The sequence below is a fragment of the Streptomyces sp. NPDC059696 genome, assembly GCF_042733745.1.
Classification (GTDB): domain Bacteria; phylum Actinomycetota; class Actinomycetes; order Streptomycetales; family Streptomycetaceae; genus Streptomyces.
On record NZ_JBHWFG010000017.1, the window covers coordinates 80,975 to 97,818 of the forward strand.

Below are 16,844 nucleotides of genomic sequence, written 5' to 3' on the forward strand. Positions count from 1 at the left end.
CGACGCGGCCCGACGCGGCCCGACGCGGTCCGGCCGGGCCCCTCTCAGAGTCGCTGTACGGCGCGATTCTAGGACCTGCCCAGACGGGCCGCTATTCGCTAACAGGCTGGTCACTAGCGGTTCTGGCCGCTATCACTGCCGCTATCGTTAGCGGCCCCTGCTGCTATCGATAGCCGCAGGGTGACCCCCGAGCCGGGCCGTCTGTGGGCCGTCCGAGGGTGGCCAACGACGACAGATGACGACGGTCAACGACCCCCCTGCGACCCTTCGGCCGCAGGCCACGTGAATCGATCTGCGACACTGGTACGGCCATGCCTAAGCCCGGAGAACTCACTTTCGTCGCCCCCCGCGGAGCCAAGAAGCCGCCGCGGCATCTTGCCGATCTCACTCCTGCCGAGCGCAAGGAGGCCGTCGCGGCCGTCGGGGAGAAGCCGTTTCGTGCCAAGCAGCTCTCGCAGCACTACTTCGCGCGGTACGCGCACGATCCGGAGCAGTGGACGGACATCCCCGCCGGTGCCCGCAGCAAGCTGCAGGAAGCGCTGCTGCCCGAGCTGATGACCGTCGTACGGCATCTGTCGACCGACCAGGGCACGACGCGCAAGACCCTGTGGCGGCTGTTCGACGGGACGCTCGTCGAGTCCGTGCTGATGCGCTACCCGGACCGGGTGACCATGTGCATCAGCTCGCAGGCCGGCTGCGGCATGAACTGCCCGTTCTGTGCGACGGGGCAGGCGGGACTGGACCGCAATCTGTCCACCGCCGAGATCGTGCACCAGATCGTCGACGGCATGCGGGCCCTGCGGGACGGGGAGGTCCCCGGCGGACCGGCCCGGCTCAGCAACATCGTCTTCATGGGCATGGGCGAGCCCCTCGCGAACTACAACCGGGTCATCGGGTCCATCCGGCGCCTCACCGACCCCGAGCCCGACGGCCTCGGCCTGTCCCAGCGGGGCATCACCGTCTCCACTGTCGGACTCGTCCCGGCCATCCACCGGTTCGCCGACGAGGGCTTCAAGTGCCGGCTCGCGATCTCCCTGCACGCCCCCGACGACGAGCTGCGCGACACCCTCGTGCCGGTGAACACCCGGTGGAAGGTGCGCGAGGTGCTCGACGCCGGGTTCGAGTACAGCGCCAAGTCCGGGCGCCGGCTGTCCATCGAGTACGCGCTGATCCGGGACATCAACGACCAGGCTTGGCGCGGTGACCGGCTCGGGCGGCTGCTCAAGGGCAAGCCCGTGCACGTCAACCTCATCCCGCTCAACCCGACGCCCGGCTCGAAGTGGACCGCCTCGCGGCCCGAGGACGAGAAGGCGTTCGTGGAGGCCATCGCCGCCCATGGTGTGCCGGTGACGATCCGGGACACCCGAGGTCAGGAGATCGACGGGGCGTGTGGTCAGCTCGCCGCCACCGAACGGTAGTCTGACCGTCGTCAGTACAGCTTCACAGAGGCACCTTCACCATCACACCTGCATATTCCGACAGGGGAGCGCCACAGCGCTGAGAGTGCGGCACACGGCCGCAGACCCTCCGAACCTGGCCCAGGTCATTCTGGGTAGGGAGATCGGTCACCACTCGAGCTGTTGCGCCCTGCCCGGGACCCGGAGTCCCGGGCAGGGCCGCGTCTTCTCCTGGTCCTCCAGGAGGAATCCAGTGAGCAACAACAAGAAGCGGATGACGGCGGCGGTCGTCGGGCTCGGCCTGGTCGGCACGCTCGCCGCCTGCGGGTCGTCCGACGGCGGTCAGGGGTCCGGCGACCCCAAGACCGTGACCCTCGTCAGCCACGACTCGTGGGCCGCGTCCGAGGACGTCATCGCCGCCTTCGAGAAGCAGTCCGGCTACAAGGTGAACGTCCTGAAGGACGGTGACGCCGGCCAGGCCGTGAACAAGGCCATCCTGACCAAGGACAACCCGCAGGGCGATGTCCTCTTCGGCGTCGACAACACCCTGCTGTCCCGCGCCCTCGACAACGGCCTGTTCCAGTCGTACGAGGCGAAGGGATCCGAGCGGGTCGAGCCCGAGTACCGCGTCGACCAGGACAAGCACCGCGTCACGCCCGTCGACACCGGCGACATCTGCGTCAACTACGACAAGAAGTACTTCGCCGACCACAAGCTGCAGCCGCCGCGCACCTTCGACGATCTGGTGAAGCCGCAGTACAAGAACCTGCTCGTCACCGAGAACGCCTCCGCCTCCTCGCCCGGGCTCGGCTTCCTGCTCGGCACGGCCGCCGCGTACGGAGACGACAGCTGGGCGGGCTACTGGAAGAAGCTCAAGGCCAACGGCGTGAAGGTCGTCGACGGCTGGGAGCAGGCCTACAACCAGGAGTTCTCCGGCTCGGCCAGTGGCAGGAAGGCCAAGGGCGACCGGCCGCTCGTCGTGTCGTACGCCTCCTCGCCGCCCGCCGAGGTCGTCTACGCCGACCCGAAGCCGAGCACCGCCCCGACCGGTGTCGCCGAGGGCACCTGCTTCCGGCAGGTCGAGTACGCGGGGCTGCTGGCCGGCGCCAGGAACAGCGAGGGCGGCAAGGCCTTCCTCGACTTCCTGGTCAGCAGGACGTTCCAGGAGGACATGCCGCTCAACATGTTCGTCTACCCGGTGACCGAGGGCGCCCAGGTGCCGCCGGAGTTCGTGAAGTACGGGCCGCAGGCGAAGGACCCGGAGACCATGGACCCGGCGAAGATCGCCGACCATCGCGACCAGTGGGTCAAGTCGTGGACGTCACTCGTACTGAAGTAGCCCGCACCCGGCGCGGGAGCGCGGCGCGGCTCGGTCTGCTGGCCGTGCCCGTCGCGTTCTTCGCCGTCTTCTTCGCCTACCCCGTCGCCGCGATCGTCGCGCGCGGTCTGAAAGCCGACGGGGTCTGGCACCTCGGGCGGATCGGGGAGGTGCTCGCCCAGTCCGACGTCCGGCACGTGCTGTGGTTCACCACCTGGCAGGCGCTGGTCTCCACGGTGTTGACCCTGCTCGTCGCGCTGCCCGGCGCGTACGTCTTCGCGCGCTTCGACTTCCCCGGCAAACAGGTCCTGCGTGCGGTCGTGACCGTCCCGTTCGTGCTGCCGACGGTCGTCGTCGGCACGGCGTTCCTGGCGCTCGTCGGGCGGGGCGGGCTGCTCGACGAGCTGTGGGGCGTACGGCTGGACACCACCGTGTGGGCGATCCTGCTCGCGCACGTCTTCTTCAACTACGCGGTCGTCGTCCGGACCGTCGGCGGGCTCTGGGCGCAGCTCGACCCGCGGCAGGAGGAGGCCGCCCGGATGCTCGGGGCGTCCCCGCTGCGGGCCTGGCGTCGGGTCACCCTGCCCGCGCTCGCCCCGGCCGTGGCCGCCGCCGCGCTGATGGTCTTCCTGTTCACCTTCACCTCGTTCGGTGTCGTGCAGATCCTCGGCGGGCCCACCTTCTCCACCCTGGAGGTGGAGATCTACCGGCAGACGTCGGAGATCTTCGACCTGTCGACGGCGGCCGTGCTGACCCTCGTCCAGTTCGTCGCGGTGGGCGCGATCCTCGTCGTGCACGCCTGGACCGTACGGCGGCGGGAGACCGCGCTGCGGCTGGTGGACGCGTCCATGACCGTGCGCCGGCCGCGCGGCGCGGGGCAGTGGGCGCTGCTCGGCGGGGTGCTCGTCACCGTCGCCCTGCTGCTGGTGCTGCCCCTGGCCGTGCTGGTGCAGCGGTCGCTGGACGCCCCGGCCTTCGGCTACTACCGGGCCCTGACCCGGCAGGACGGGGGAGTGTTCCTGGTCCCGCCGATCGAGGCGATCGGCAACTCCCTGTCGTACGCCGTCGCCGCCACGCTCATCGCCGTGGTGATCGGCGGGCTCGCCGCGGTCGCGCTCACCCGGCGGGACGCCGGGCGGTTCGTGCGCGGCTTCGACGCGCTGCTGATGCTGCCGCTCGGGGTGTCCGCGGTGACCGTCGGTTTCGGCTTCCTGATCTCCCTCGACGAGCCGCCGCTGGATCTGAGGTCCTCCTGGATCCTGGTGCCGCTCGCGCAGGCGCTGGTCGGGGTGCCGTTCGTGGTGCGGACCATGCTGCCCGTACTGCGGGCGGTGGACGTGCGGCTGCGGGAGGCGGCCTCGGTGCTCGGGGCCTCGCCCTGGCGGGTGTGGCGGGAGGTGGACCTGCCGATGGTGCGGCGGGCGCTGCTGATCGCGGCCGGGTTCGCCTTCGCGGTGTCCCTCGGGGAGTTCGGCGCGACGGTGTTCATCGCGCGGCCCGACCGGCCGACGCTGCCGGTGGCGGTGGCCCGGCTGCTGGGCCGGCCCGGTGACCTGAACTACGGGCAGGCGATGGCCCTTTCGACGATGCTGATGGTGGTGTGCGCGGTGGCCCTGCTGGTGCTGGAGAGGCTGCGGACGGACCAGACCGGGGAGTTCTAGATGCTGCTGAGCCTGGAGGGTGCGACGGTCCGTTTCGGCGGGCGTGCCGTGCTGGACGCCGTCGATCTGGAGGTCGCCGAGCACGAGATCGTGTGTGTGCTCGGGCCGAGCGGCAGCGGCAAGTCGACGCTGCTGCGGGCGGTGGCCGGGTTGCAGCCGCTCGACGCCGGCCGGGTGGTGCTCGACGGGCGTGACCAGGCGGGCGTGCCCGCGCACCGGCGGGGCGTCGGGCTGATGTTCCAGGATCATCAGCTGTTCCCGCAGCGGGACGTGGCGGGCAACGTGGCGTTCGGGCTGCGGATGCGCGGCGAGCCGAGACCGCAACGGCCCGAACGAGTCCAGGAGTTGCTGGACCTCGTGGGGCTGCCGGATGCGGGCCGCCGGGCCGTCGCCTCACTGTCCGGCGGGGAGCAGCAGCGGGTGGCGCTGGCCCGGGCCCTCGCGCCGAGCCCGCGGCTGCTGATGCTGGACGAGCCGCTGGGCCAGCTCGACCGGTCACTGAGGGAGCGGCTGGTCGTCGAACTGAAGGAACTGTTCGGCCGGTTGGGTACGACCGTGCTCGCCGTGACGCACGACCAGGGGGAGGCCTTCGCGCTGGCCGACCGGGTCGTGGTGATGCGGGACGGGCGGATCGCCCAGTCCGGCACGCCTCTCGAGGTGTGGCAGCGGCCCGCCGACGCCTTCGTCGCGCGTTTCCTGGGCTTCGAGAACGTGGTCGAGGCGACCGTCGGAGCGGAGGCGGCGGACACGCCCTGGGGCAAGGTGCCGGTGCCGGAGGGCGCTTCGCAGGGCACCCGCACGCTGCTGGTGCGGCCTGCCGGGGTGCGGCTGGTGCCCGCCGAGTCGGGCCTGCGCTGCACGGTGACCGCACGCACCTTCAAGGGCACCCACGTCGCCGTCCGTCTGCAGTCGCAGGACGCCCCGCGGCTGGAGGCGGCGTGTGCGCTGCGGGCGGCACCCGAGGTCGGGGACGAGGTCGGCGTGGAGTTCGACGCGGCGGACGTCGTGGTGCTCGGCTGATCGTCCGCGGCCTGCGGTGCACACGGGACGTGACCCGCCCCCCGGTGGGGGGACGGGCCACGTCACGAGGTGTGCGGACGTCAGCTGTCGCTGTTCGCTCCGCGGCGGCGCATGCCGAAGAACACCGCACCGCCGCCGACGACGACCAGGGCCGCCGCGATCCCGGCGATGAGGCCGGTGTTGGAGTCGGCACCGGTCTCGGCGAGGTTGGAGTCACCGGCCGGGGCGGGCGCGTTGCCCGCGGGCGAGGAGCTCTGGCTCTCCGACGGCTCCGGAGCGGGGCTCTCGCTCTCCTCGGCCGGCTTCGACGGGGACGCCGACGGGGTCGGGGTCGCCGGGGGAGTCGAAGCCGGGGGCTCCTCCTCCTTCTTGCAGGCCGTGGCCGGGGTGACGAGGTTCGGCTTGATGTCCTCGTCGACGTACTTGGCGGCCTTGACGTGGATGCGGTACTCGGCGTTCGGCTTCCAGTCGTCGGCGAAGGTGATGGTGGTGCCCTCGCGCGAGCCCTTGACCACCTGCTCGCCGACCTTCTTCACGTCGGCGCCGTTGTTCTCCAGGTACACGGTGACCGTCGCCGGGATGCCGGCGGGGTCGACGTCGGTGACGGTGATGACGCCCTTGTCGCCGTCACACTTCGCCTCGGCGGAGAACTCGCTGATGTCGCAGGCGAGTGCGTTGCCGGCGGTGCCGAGCGCGAGCGCGGCCGAGGCGGCGACGACACCGAGGATGCGCACGGTACGCGCGCGGCGGGATACGGACAGAACTGTCACGTTTGTCCTTTGCAGGATTGCTGAAGCGGGGGGCTGCGGCCGTGCTGACCGGACATCAGCACTACCGTGAGGCTCACAGGTCTATAAGCGCTGCATAAGTAGTGTCAACGCATATGCAGGCTGCAAGCAGTTGCTTTGCCTTCTTATTAACCGCCGAGACGTTTCAACGCCTCGGGCGCCTCCTCGATCCGCTCCACGAGCGCGATCCGCTGCTCCATCGAGCGCCCCGCGGCCAGCGACCGGAGCAGCGGCCACGCGGGCAGCCGCTCCGTCCAGTGCGTACGGTTCACCAGCACCATCGGCGTCGGTTCGCCGCGCGACTCGTAGTAGTTGGGCGTCGCGTTGTCGAAGATCTCCTGCAGGGTCCCGGCGGCGCCCGGCAGGAACACCACACCCGCGGTGGACCGGGCCAGCAGGCCGTCCTCGCGGGTGGCGTTGGCGAAGTACTTGGCGATGTGGGACGCGAAGGCGTTGGGCGGCTCGTGGCCGTAGAACCAGGTCGGGATGCCCACCGAGCGGCCGCCCTGGGGCCAACGGGCGCGTATCTCGAAGGCGGCCGACGCCCACTGGGTGATCGACGGTGTGAAGTGCGGTGCCTTGCCGAGCAGTTCGAGGGACTCGGTGAGCATCTCGTCGTCGAAGGGGGCGGCGTGGGCGCCGAGGTTCGCCGCCTCCATGGCACCCGGGCCGCCGCCGGTGGCGACCGTGAAACCGGCGCGGGTCAGTTCCCTGCCGAGCCGTGCGGCACCGGCGTACTCCTCGGTGCCCCGGGCCATCGCGTGGCCGCCCATGACGCCCACCACCCGGGCCCCGGACAGCAGTTCGTCGAGCGCGTCCGAGACGGAGTCGTCGTGGACCGCGCGCAGCATGGACGCGTAGATGTCGCGGTCCGCCTTGGTGCGCTGGAACCAGGCGTAGGCGAGGGCGTCGGGCGTGGCCTCGTAGCCGTCGGCCAGCGACGCGAAGAGTTCGTCCGGGGAGTAGACCAGACCGCGGTAGGGGTCGAACGGCAGACCCGGGACCGGCGGGAAGACCAGGGCGCCTTCGGCCCGGACCTTCGCGTCCGCGTCCTCGCGCATCGCGCAGCCGAGGAAGACCGCGCCCGCGGTGTCCGTGGTGAGCAGCTCGCGCGTACGGTCCGTCAGGTCGACGGCCTGGACGCGGTACCCGGCGAGGGTGCCGCGCGCCGAGACGGTCGCGTCGAACTCCTCGAGGGTCTCTATCTCACGGTCGTCATGGTGGGCCGCATGGGCGGGCATCGTCTGCACCCGCCCATGCTGGCACAGCGCACCTCAGCCCTGGACGGCCGCGGGGTCCATCCACACGACCTCGAAGGTGTGGCCGTCCGGGTCGTCGAAGGCGCGGCCGTACATGAAACCGTGGTCCTGGGTCTCGCCCGAGACGGAACCGCCCGCCGCGACCGCCTTGTCGACCAGCTCGTCGACCTTCTCCCGGCTCTCGGCGCTCAGCGCGAGCAGCACCTCGCTGGTCTTCGTCGAGTCAGCGATCTCCTTCTTGGTGAACTGGAGGTACTTCTCGCTGGTGTGCACCATGACCACGATGGTGTCGCTGATCACGACCGAGGCGGTGGAGTCGTCGCTGAACTGCTCGTTGATCGCGAAGCCCAGCCGCGTGAAGAACTGCTTCGAGGCGCCGAGGTCGTTGGTGTGCAGGTTCACGAAGATCATCTGCTGGTACATGTGAGGTCGCTCCCATCCAGTCCGTGTCGTTACGCGGGGATGGACCGGGGGCCGGTCCGGAACTCATCGCCGTACGGAGATTTTTCTCGTACGGGTTTCCGGCGGACCCGGGGCTCAGCGCGCCAGGGGCAGCGCCGCCAGTTCCGCGACCGTCAGGGTCAGCGGGCCGAACAGGGCGAGCAGCGCGCCCGCGCGCAGGGCGGCGGCGCCGCGCAGCACGGAGGCGGGGGCGCCGAGGCGCAGCAGCGCCGCGGTGGTGCCGGCGCGGGCCTGCCGGGCCTCGACGGCGGCCGTGAGGAGCGTCGCCGTGGTGCAGCCGGTCACGAGGACCACGCCGAGGGTGGTGAGCGGCCCGAGCGCGAGCCCGTCCGGGGCGTGCAGCAGCGCCATCGCCCACGCGGCGGACAGCACCGCGCAGACGACGCCGAGGGGACGCCCGATGCGCACGGACTCCGCCATCAGGATGCGGCCGGCCAGGAGCCGCAGGGCGCCGGGGCGGGCCGACTGGAGCAGCCGTCCGCACAGGTGGGTCAGGCCCGGACCGGCCAGGGCCAGGCCGACGACGGCCAGCGTCCAGCCCGCCATCACACCGGGGGAGGCCCCGGAGAAGGAGAGATCGGGGGGCGTGGGGGCGGTACGGCTCGTGTAGCTCTCCACGGCCAGTCCCGCGGCCAGCACGGTGATGCCCCAGGGCAGACCGGAGGGGGCGGCGATGGTGTCCGGCAGGACCGCGTCGGGAGCGGCGGAACCCTCGGGGCCCTCGGCGGGGGCGCCGTGCGGGTCCGGGTGCTGCGCCAGGGCGCCGGCCGGGCTGATGGCGCCGGCCGCGTCCGGGTCCGCCGCGCGCGGGCTGAGCCACTGGGCCGGACCGCCGGCCGGGGCGCCCGCTTCCCGTGCGGCCGCGTGCGCGGGGCCGGCACTCGCGGCAGCGGCCTGCGCTGCGGCCGGGTCCGTGGCGTCCGGCTGCGCCGTCCGTGGCCGGGCGGGGTCCGCGACCGCGCTCACCGTCCCACCGGGGGCCGCGACCGCGGCCGGGGCCGACTCGCTCGTCCGGGCCGCAGGGGGGCCGCTCTTCGCGGCGGGCTCGGCGGCGGAGCCGCCCGTGGGCCGCACGATCTGCCGGCCGAACCTGCCGTACGCCCCGAACGTCTCGCGGGTGCTGGTGCGCCGGTACGCGCCGAACCGGCCGTACGTCCGGGCCGACCGGGCCCCGCCCGGCGCCGTCTCACGCGGCCGCAGGGCCAGGGCCACGGCCACCGACGCGCCGACGGGCACGAGCGCCAGCAGGGTCAGCGCGCCCGGCAGCGGCAGGGATCGCCCCGCGGCGAGGGACTCGGCGGCGGCGCCGTCGAAGGGCATGCCGGTCAGGTCGCCCCGCAGGTGCAGGAAGGCGAGCAGGGCCAGCATCGAACCGAGCGTGCAGGACAGGGCCGTCGTGGTCGCCGACACGGCCATCATGCGCACCGGGCCGAGACCGATGGCCGAGAGCGCCGCGCGGGGCTTGGTGCCGGGGTCGGTACGGGCGACGGCGACCGCGAAGTACACCGTGGCGGCCAGCGGGGCCGCGCACCAGGCCAGTCGCAGTGCGGCGGATCCGGGGGAGCCGGGGTGGCCCAGCGCGTAGCCGAGGGCGCAGAGCAGCAGGAAGCCCGTGCCCGCCGAGGCGGCCGCGACCAGGAGGCGGCGCAGCTGGACGGTCGGGTGGGCGCCGCGGGTCAGACGGAGAGCGAGCACGCGGCCCGGCCTTCCTGCTGGCTGGTCTCGGCGACCGGCGGCAGGTGCACCGTCTGCACGCGTCGCCCGTCGAGCAGGGACACCGTGCGGTCGGCGAGGGCCGCGGTCTCCGCGTCGTGGGTGGCCAGGACGACGGTGATGCGGTGGGAGCGGGCGGCGGTGGTGAGGGTGCGCAGCACATGGGCGCGGTCGGCGCGGTGCAGGGGCGCCGTGGGCTCGTCGGCGAACAGCACCGAGGGCGCGGGGGCCAGCGCGCGGGCGATGCAGACCCGCTGGCGCTCGGCCTGGACCAGCTGGTGGGGCCGTTTGCGGGCGCTGTCCCCGATGTCGAGACGCTCCAGCCACTCCAGGGCCGCGGTCTTGGCACGGCGCCGGCTGGTACCGCGCAGCATCAGCGGCAGGGCGGTGTTCTCCCAGGCGTTCAGCTCCGGGACCAGGGAGGGGACCGGGTCGATCCAGCCGAACCGGTCGCGGCGCAGCCGCTCGCGGGTGAGAGGCCCCATGGTGTGCACGGGCACACTGTTGAACCAGACCTCGCCGCGCCGTACGGGCACCAGACCGGACAGGCACCGCAGCAGGGTCGTCTTGCCGCTGCCGCGTGGGCCGCTCAGGGCGAGGATCTCGCCCTCGCGGACGCCCAGCGAGACGCCGCAGAGCGCGGGTGAGCCGTCGTCGTGCTGGAAGTGCAGGGCGCGTGCCCAGAGCACGTCGTTGTCCGGCGGGGCCTCCATGCGCGTACACCTCGGTTCAGATCCGTAGTTCCCGTGCCATCCCCCGTGCGGGGGAACGAAGGCAGGGCCGATCGGTCACTGGGCACGCTAGGCAGAAGGCGGCACGGCACTGGACAGCACGCGGCCCCGGGCCGCCGTTTCTCACTCGAACGGGCGGCACCGGGGCCGGTGTTGATCATCCAGGCAGACGATCTGAGCGACGGGCGTCAGAGCTTCGTCCACGCCTCCGTGAGGGTGGCGCGCAGGATCTGCTCGATCTCGTCGAACGTCGACTGGTCGGAGATCAGCGGCGGCGCGAGCTGGACGACCGGGTCACCGCGGTCGTCGGCCCGGCAGTACAGGCCGTTCTCGTAGAGCTTCTTGGAGAGGAAGCCGTACAGGACGCGCTCGGTCTCGGCCTCGTTGAAGGACTCCTTGGTGGCCTTGTCCTTGACGAGTTCGATGCCGTAGAAGAAGCCGTTGCCGCGGACGTCGCCGACGATCGGCAGGTCGTGGAGCTTCTCCAGGGTGGCGCGGAACTTGCCCTCGTTGTCCAGGACGTGCTGGTTGAGGTTCTCGCGCTCGAACAGGTCGAGGTTGGCCAGGCCCACGGCCGCCGAGACCGGGTGGCCGCCGAAGGTGTAGCCGTGCAGGAAGGTGTTGTCGCCCTTGTAGAACGGCTCGGCCAGGCGGTCGGAGATGATGCAGGCGCCGATCGGGGAGTAGCCCGAGGTCATGCCCTTGGCGCAGGTGATCATGTCCGGCACGTAGTCGAACTTGTCGCAGGCGAAGTACGTGCCCAGACGGCCGAAGGCGCAGATGACCTCGTCCGAGACGAGCAGCACGTCGTACTGGTCGCAGATCTCGCGCACGCGCTGGAAGTAGCCGGGCGGGGGCGGGAAGCAGCCGCCGGCGTTCTGCACGGGCTCCAGGAAGACCGCGGCGACGGTGTCCGGGCCCTCGAAGAGGATCTGCTGCTCGATCTGGTCGGCGGCCCAGCGGCCGAAGGCCTCCGGGTCGTCGCCGAAGATCGGGGCGCGGTAGATGTTGGTGTTGGGCACCTTGTGCGCGCCCGGCACCAGCGGCTCGAAGGGAGCCTTCAGGGCCGGCAGACCGGTGATGGACAGGGCGCCCTGCGGGGTGCCGTGGTAGGCGACCGCGCGGGAGATGACCTTGTGCTTGGTGGGCTTGCCGACCAGCTTGAAGTACTGCTTGGCGAGCTTCCAGGCGGTCTCGACGGCCTCGCCGCCGCCGGTGGTGAAGAAGACCTTGTTCAGGTCGCCCGGGGCGTGGTGGGCGAGGCGCTCGGCCAGCTCGACGGCCTTGGGGTGGGCGTAGGACCACACCGGGAAGAACGCGAGCTCCTGCGCCTGCTTGAAGGCGGTCTCGGCGAGCTCCACCCGGCCGTGCCCGGCCTGCACCACGAAGAGACCGGCCAGGCCGTCCAGGTAGCGCTTGCCCTGGTCGTCGTAGATGTACGTGCCCTCGCCCCGGACGATGGTGGGGACGGGGGCCTTCTCGTACGACGACATGCGCGTGAAGTGCATCCACAGGTGGTCGTACGCGGACTGGGAGAGGTCCTTGCTCACGGCTATCGGGTCCTCACGATTATCGGGTTCCCCACATGTAGGTCTGCTTCTTGAGCTTGAGGTAGACGAAGCTCTCGGTGGAGCGCACTCCGGGCACGGCCCGTATGCGTTTGTTGATGACGTCCAGAAGGTGGTCGTCGTCCTCGCAGACGATCTCCACCATCAGGTCGAACGAGCCCGCGGTCATCACCACGTACTCGCACTCGGACATGGCCGACAGCGCGTCCGCGACCGACTCCACGTCGCCCTCGACGTTGACCCCGACCATCGCCTGCCTGCGGAAGCCCACGGTGAGCGGGTCCGTGACGGCGACGATCTGCATCACGCCCTGGTCGAGCAGCTTCTGGACGCGCTGGCGCACGGCCGCCTCCGACAGGCCGACGGCCTTGCCGATGGCGGCGTACGGTCGGCGGCCGTCCTCCTGGAGCTGCTCGATGATGGCGAGGGACACGGCGTCCAGCTGCGGCGAGCTGCCGTTCCTGGACTCGCGGGAGGGCTCGCGGTGCTCTCGCGAGCCCTTCTGGTCTGCGCTTCGACTGGCCACGGGGTCACTGTGCACGAGGTCTCGACACTTCCGCAAGCCTCGATCGATGAAATTCGTTGTTTGGATGCCCCGAGCCTGCGGATTCCGCACGATCGAAGGGAGCGGGGGTGTTGAAAACGTGGGTGCGCCGACTAGGGTGGTGTCTCAAGTAATGGACATCCGAAACTGGAGGGCCGGCAGTGAGCACCGAGCTGCGTCGTCTGCGCAACTACATCGGCGGTGAGTTCCGGGACGCCGCCGACGGACGGACCACTGAGGTGGTCAATCCCGCGACGGGCGAGGCCTACGCGACCGCTCCGCTGTCCGGGCAGGCGGACGTGGACGCCGCGATGGCGGCGGCCGCCGAGGCCTTCCCCGGCTGGCGCGACACCACGCCCGCCGAGCGCCAGAAGGCCCTGCTGAAGATCGCGGACGCCTTCGAGGAGCGCGCCGAGGAGCTGATCGCGGCCGAGGTGGAGAACACGGGCAAGCCCATCGGCCTGACCCGCTCCGAGGAGATCCCGCCGATGGTCGACCAGATCCGCTTCTTCGCGGGTGCGGCGCGGATGCTGGAGGGCCGCTCGGCCGGTGAGTACATGGAGGGCCTGACCTCCATCGTGCGCCGGGAGCCGGTCGGCGTCTGCGCGCAGGTCGCGCCGTGGAACTACCCGATGATGATGGCCGTGTGGAAGTTCGCCCCGGCGATCGCGGCGGGCAACACCGTCGTGCTGAAGCCGTCCGACACCACCCCCGCCTCGACGGTCCTCATCGCCGAGATCATCGGCTCGATCGTCCCCAAGGGTGTCTTCAACGTCATCTGCGGCGACCGCGAGACCGGCCGCATGATGGTCGAGCACGAGACGCCGGCGATGGCGTCCATCACCGGTTCCGTCCGGGCCGGCATCCAGGTCGCCGAGTCCGCCTCCAAGGACGTCAAGCGCGTCCACCTGGAACTGGGCGGAAAGGCCCCGGTCCTCGTCTTCGAGGACACCGACATCGCCAAGGCCGTCGAGGACATCTCGGTCGCGGGCTACTTCAACGCCGGCCAGGACTGCACCGCCGCCACGCGCGTGCTCGTCCACGAGTCCATCCACGACGAGTTCGTCTCCGCGCTGGCGAAGGCCGCGTCCGAGACGAAGACCGGCCAGCCGGACGACGAGGACGTGCTGTTCGGCCCGCTCAACAACCCCAACCAGCTCAAGCAGGTCGAGGGCTTCATCGACCGGCTGCCCGCGCACGCGCGCGTGGAGGCCGGCGGCAAGCGGGTCGGCGACAAGGGCTACTTCTACGCGCCGACCGTCGTCTCGGGCCTGAAGCAGACCGACGAGATCATCCAGAAGGAGGTCTTCGGCCCGGTCATCACCGTGCAGTCCTTCTCCGACGAGGAGCAGGCCGTGGAGTGGGCCAACGGCGTCGAGTACGCGCTGGCCTCCTCGGTGTGGACCAAGGACCACGGCCGCGCCATGCGGATGTCCAAGAAGCTCGACTTCGGCTGCGTGTGGATCAACACGCACATCCCGCTGGTCGCCGAGATGCCGCACGGCGGCTTCAAGAAGTCCGGCTACGGCAAGGACCTCTCGGGCTACGGCTTCGAGGACTACACGCGGATCAAGCACGTGATGACGTCGCTGGACGCATAGCCCCTTCCCGTACCGCTGAGCGGCCCCGGACGGTTCCTCTCCGTCCGGGGCCGTTCGCGTGCCGGGGAGGTCCAGTGCCGGGTGAACCCCGTTTTTGAACGTGTTCAATTGCAGGCGTAGAGTGCGCTCATGAGCGACAGAGCCGCCCTGCTGAAGGGCATCCGTGCGTGGCTGGTCTTCTTCGTGGTGTGTCTGGTGCTCAGCGGCGCCACCGCCTTCCCCCTGGTCCACGAACTGCGCTGGACCGAGGACCTGTTGCGGGCGCTGTCCGTCGGCGACCACCTGCCGGGGCTGACGGACTGGATCGCGCGGGTCCGGGCCGGTCTCGACGAGGCCGACGCCGCATACCCCTTCCTCCTCTACGGCACGGACTGGCTGGCCTTCGCGCACCTGGTGATCGCGGTCGCCTTCTACGGGCCCTACCGTGACCCGGTCCGCAACATCTGGGTCGTCGAGTTCGGGATGATCGCCTGCGCGGGCATCGTCCCGCTCGCCCTGATCTGCGGACTGATCCGCGGCATCCCCTTCTGGTGGTCGGTGATCGACATGGCCTTCGGGGTGTTCGGGGTGATCCCGCTGTACGTCGTACGGCGGCGGATCAAGCGGCTGGAGGAGCTGACCGCGCCGGTGGCCGTGCCCGTGCCGGGCGTCTGAGGGCCGGGTGACCCGCACGCCGGTCCGCGGCACGGGCACGGGCGGCTCCCCGGGGCCACCTCACCTCACGCGCGCGACCCCGGCCGGTCCGGCGACGGTGCCGCAGCGCTCGCGCGGGCAGCGCACAGCACGTCGACGCGGTTCGTCGTGATCGAGTCCACGCCCGCCTCCAGCAGCCGCCGCATGGAGCGCCGGGTGTCGGGAGTCCAGACGGACAGCAGGTGGCCTTCGCGGTGCACGCGGTCGGCGAGGGGCCGGTCCACCAGGGAGAAGCGGTAGTTGAGCCAGCGCGGGCGGATCGCCTCCAGCAGCACCGGCCGGGGCGGGGCCAGCGTCGTCCACGTCAGGGCGATCTCGGCGGCCGGGTCCGCCGCGCGCACGGCGAGCATGGCGTCGGCGCCCGCGCAGTAGTAGACGCGCTCGGCCGCCCCGGCGTCCGCCACGACGTCCGTGATCCGGCGCACCGCCCGCACGTCGGGCGATCCGGGCAGGTCGATCATCACCCGGTGGCCCGCGGTCGCCTCCAGTGCCTCGGCCAGGGTCGGCACCCCGCCGCCGGTCAGCCCGCGCACCTCCTCGCAGGACAGGGCCGACACAGGCCGTTCGTGCTCCCACAGCCGCTTCAGCGTCCCGTCGTGCAACAGCACCGGCACGCCGTCCCGGGTGAGCCGTACGTCGATCTCCACCGCGTCCGCGCCCCGGCGCAGGGCGGAACGCAGCGAGGCGACGGTGTTCTCGCGGACGCGGTAGGGGTCGCCGCGGTGGGCGACGGCGATCGGGGAGGGCGTCACCGGGCGAGCCACCGCGCGGTGTACGCGTCGATCTCGCCGGCGATGCGCGCCTTGCCCGCCGAGTCGAGGAAGGAGGCCTCGACGGCGTTCTTCGCCAGGTCGGCCAGCCCCCGCTCGTCGAGGTCCAGGAGCCGGGCGGCGACCGCGTACTCGTTGTCGAGGTCGGTGCCGAACATCGGCGGGTCGTCGGAGTTGACGGTCACCAGGACCCCGGCCCGTACGAACTCCTTGATCGGGTGCTCGTCGAGGGTGCGCACCGCCCGCGTGGCGATGTTCGAGGTCGGGCACACCTCCAGCGGGATCCGGTGCTCGGCGAGGTGCGCGAGCAGCTGGGGATCCTGCGCGGAACTGGTGCCGTGCCCGATGCGCTCGGCCCGCAGGTGGGTCAGCGCGTCCCACACCGTCTGCGGTCCGGTCGTCTCGCCGGCGTGCGGTACGGAGTGCAGCCCGGCGGCGATCGCCCGGTCGAAGTACGGCTTGAACTGCGGCCGCTCGACGCCGATCTCGGGCCCGCCGAGGCCGAAGGAGACCAGGCCCTCCGGGCGCAGCCGGTCGTCGGTGGCGAGCCGGGTCGTCTCCTCGGCGGCCGCCAGGCCCGCCTCGCCGGGGATGTCGAAGCACCAGCGCAGCACGGTCCCGAACTCGGACTCGGCGGCCTTGCGGGCGTCCTCGATCGCGTCCATGAAGGCCTGCTCGTCGATGCCGCGCCGGGTGGACGAGAAGGGGGTGATGGTCAGCTCGGCGTAGCGCACCTGCTGCCGGGCCAGGTCGCGGGCGACCTCGTACGTCAGCAGCCGGACGTCCTCCGGGGTGCGGATGAGGTCCACGACCGACAGGTACACGTCGATGAAGTGCGCGAAGTCGGTGAAGGTGAAGTAGTCGGCCAGGGCTTCGGGATCGGTCGGCACCTTCGAGTCCGGGTGCCGCGCGGCCAGTTCGGAGACGATCCGGGGAGAGGCGGAGCCCACGTGGTGGACGTGCAGTTCGGCCTTGGGCAGCTCGGCGATGAAGGCCTTCAGGTCGCGTGGGGCGTGGGGGTCGACAAGATGCTCGGTCAAGGGTTCCTCCCCGGAACGGCGCCACCGCCGGCATGCGGCGGGCGGGGCGCGGGTGATCGGCTGATCGATTGACGCGCCTTCATCGTATGCCGCGCGGTTCGGTACCCCCCGAGGACGCGGGCCCCGCGATGCGCGGCTTCACCGCGTGCTGGGCGGCTTCACCGCGTGGTGCGCGGCTTCACCGCGTGCTGGGCGGCTTCACCGCGTGGTGCGCGGCTCCACCCCGCGATGCGCGGCTCCACCCCGCGGTCGCGGCCGGTACCCGCGCACCCCGCACTG

General features: G+C 71.4%; 15 protein-coding genes and 1 riboswitch. Of the genes, 6 read left to right on the forward strand and 9 right to left on the reverse strand.

What is annotated here, in order from left to right:
- Positions 1-311 precede the first annotated feature (311 nt).
- The 4 genes from rlmN to ACFV20_RS20320 all read left to right on the forward strand — a co-directional run bounded on the left by rlmN (position 312) and on the right by ACFV20_RS20320 (position 5,396).
- A complete protein-coding gene (gene rlmN / locus ACFV20_RS20305; RefSeq protein WP_385658397.1) occupies positions 312-1,418 on the forward strand; it encodes a 23S rRNA (adenine(2503)-C(2))-methyltransferase RlmN in 1,107 nt (368 codons plus the stop codon).
- 52 nt (positions 1,419-1,470) lie between these two features.
- Positions 1,471-1,577, forward strand: a riboswitch (TPP riboswitch).
- Between the two features lie 94 nt (positions 1,578-1,671).
- The gene (locus ACFV20_RS20310) at positions 1,672-2,736 is read left to right on the forward strand and encodes a thiamine ABC transporter substrate binding subunit (RefSeq protein WP_385658501.1); all 1,065 of its coding nucleotides are present in this window, start codon (positions 1,672-1,674) and stop codon (positions 2,734-2,736) included.
- A 38-nt stretch (positions 2,737-2,774) separates the two neighbouring features.
- On the forward strand, positions 2,775-4,376 hold the full coding sequence (locus ACFV20_RS20315; protein WP_385658502.1) for an ABC transporter permease: 1,602 nt from the start codon (positions 2,775-2,777) through the stop codon (positions 4,374-4,376).
- Positions 4,377-5,396 (forward strand): ABC transporter ATP-binding protein, encoded by a 1,020-nt coding sequence (locus tag ACFV20_RS20320; RefSeq protein ID WP_385658399.1) that lies wholly within the window; start codon positions 4,377-4,379, stop codon positions 5,394-5,396.
- Positions 5,397-5,476: 80 nt separating this feature from the next.
- On the opposite strand, the gene ACFV20_RS20325 is transcribed toward ACFV20_RS20320, so the two are convergent.
- The 7 genes from ACFV20_RS20325 to ACFV20_RS20355 form a co-directional block, all read right to left on the reverse strand.
- Complete coding sequence (locus ACFV20_RS20325) at positions 5,477-6,157, reverse strand: LAETG motif-containing sortase-dependent surface protein (protein WP_385658503.1); 681 nt, start codon at positions 6,155-6,157, stop codon at positions 5,477-5,479.
- A 155-nt stretch (positions 6,158-6,312) separates the two neighbouring features.
- The gene (locus ACFV20_RS20330) at positions 6,313-7,434 is read right to left on the reverse strand and encodes an LOG family protein (protein ID WP_385658401.1); all 1,122 of its coding nucleotides are present in this window, start codon (positions 7,432-7,434) and stop codon (positions 6,313-6,315) included.
- Positions 7,435-7,458: 24 nt separating this feature from the next.
- Positions 7,459-7,866 carry a VOC family protein gene (locus tag ACFV20_RS20335; protein WP_385658402.1) on the reverse strand — a complete coding sequence of 136 codons (408 nt, stop codon included), beginning with the start codon at positions 7,864-7,866 and terminating at the stop codon, positions 7,459-7,461.
- A gap of 114 nt (positions 7,867-7,980) precedes the next feature.
- Positions 7,981-9,600 carry a hypothetical protein gene (locus tag ACFV20_RS20340; RefSeq protein ID WP_385658403.1) on the reverse strand — a complete coding sequence of 540 codons (1,620 nt, stop codon included), beginning with the start codon at positions 9,598-9,600 and terminating at the stop codon, positions 7,981-7,983.
- Positions 9,582-10,331 carry an ABC transporter ATP-binding protein gene (locus ACFV20_RS20345; RefSeq protein ID WP_385658404.1) on the reverse strand — a complete coding sequence of 250 codons (750 nt, stop codon included), beginning with the start codon at positions 10,329-10,331 and terminating at the stop codon, positions 9,582-9,584. Before ACFV20_RS20345 ends, ACFV20_RS20340 begins: the two co-directional genes overlap by 19 nt.
- Positions 10,332-10,537: 206 nt before the next feature.
- The gene (locus tag ACFV20_RS20350; RefSeq protein ID WP_385658406.1) at positions 10,538-11,899 is read right to left on the reverse strand and encodes an aspartate aminotransferase family protein; all 1,362 of its coding nucleotides are present in this window, start codon (positions 11,897-11,899) and stop codon (positions 10,538-10,540) included.
- Between the two features lie 19 nt (positions 11,900-11,918).
- Entirely contained in the window at positions 11,919-12,458 is a 540-nt protein-coding gene (locus ACFV20_RS20355) for an Lrp/AsnC family transcriptional regulator (protein ID WP_385658407.1), read from the reverse strand.
- Positions 12,459-12,622: 164 nt separating this feature from the next.
- On the opposite strand from ACFV20_RS20355, the gene ACFV20_RS20360 reads away from it, so the two are divergent.
- Together ACFV20_RS20360 and ACFV20_RS20365 are read left to right on the forward strand one after the other, a co-directional pair.
- Positions 12,623-14,062, forward strand: coding sequence for a gamma-aminobutyraldehyde dehydrogenase (locus ACFV20_RS20360; protein ID WP_385658409.1), 1,440 nt, complete (start codon positions 12,623-12,625; stop codon positions 14,060-14,062).
- A 129-nt stretch (positions 14,063-14,191) separates the two neighbouring features.
- On the forward strand, positions 14,192-14,716 hold the full coding sequence (locus ACFV20_RS20365; RefSeq protein WP_385658410.1) for a hypothetical protein: 525 nt from the start codon (positions 14,192-14,194) through the stop codon (positions 14,714-14,716).
- Positions 14,717-14,781: 65 nt separating this feature from the next.
- Here the strand turns inward: ACFV20_RS20365 and ACFV20_RS20370 are convergent, their stop codons facing one another.
- A complete protein-coding gene (locus ACFV20_RS20370) occupies positions 14,782-15,507 on the reverse strand; it encodes a glycerophosphodiester phosphodiesterase (RefSeq protein ID WP_385658412.1) in 726 nt (241 codons plus the stop codon).
- Entirely contained in the window at positions 15,504-16,622 is a 1,119-nt protein-coding gene (locus tag ACFV20_RS20375) for an adenosine deaminase (RefSeq protein ID WP_385658504.1), read from the reverse strand. Before ACFV20_RS20375 ends, ACFV20_RS20370 begins: the two co-directional genes overlap by 4 nt.
- Between the last annotated feature and the right edge of the window lie 222 nt (positions 16,623-16,844).